The following is a 255-nucleotide window of genomic DNA, read 5'->3' as shown; positions in this document are numbered from 1 at the left end:
TACTGTTTTGTGGTTGATGGTAAAACCAAGCTGTTTCAACAGTTCTGTTATCCTCCGATAGCCTAATCTACCCTTGTGTGCATGAAAGATACGATTTATCGCAACTTTTACTTCAAGGTATTTATCGGCCAAGCTAAGGCGATGCTGGTAATAATGAAAGCTACTCTTTGCCATTTGACCATGTTGGAGCAATAGCTCCAAAGGATGATCTTGCCTTAATTCTTGAATGGCTTGCGCTTGTTGGCTTCTTCGGCT

Annotated in this window: 1 protein-coding gene; it reads right to left on the bottom strand. The window is 41.6% G+C overall.

Annotated features, from left to right (window positions below; genetic code table 11):
- Window positions 1-255, bottom strand: a 255-nt coding sequence (locus tag G9H60_RS13335; RefSeq protein ID WP_223144526.1) for an IS3 family transposase, incomplete at both ends; no start/stop codon positions are given.

The organism is Aquirufa aurantiipilula (assembly GCF_019923745.1).
GTDB lineage: Bacteria > Bacteroidota > Bacteroidia > Cytophagales > Spirosomataceae > Aquirufa > Aquirufa aurantiipilula.
The sequence above is the reverse complement of the archived record's forward strand: the minus strand, read 5'-3'. Positions and strand labels throughout refer to the sequence as shown.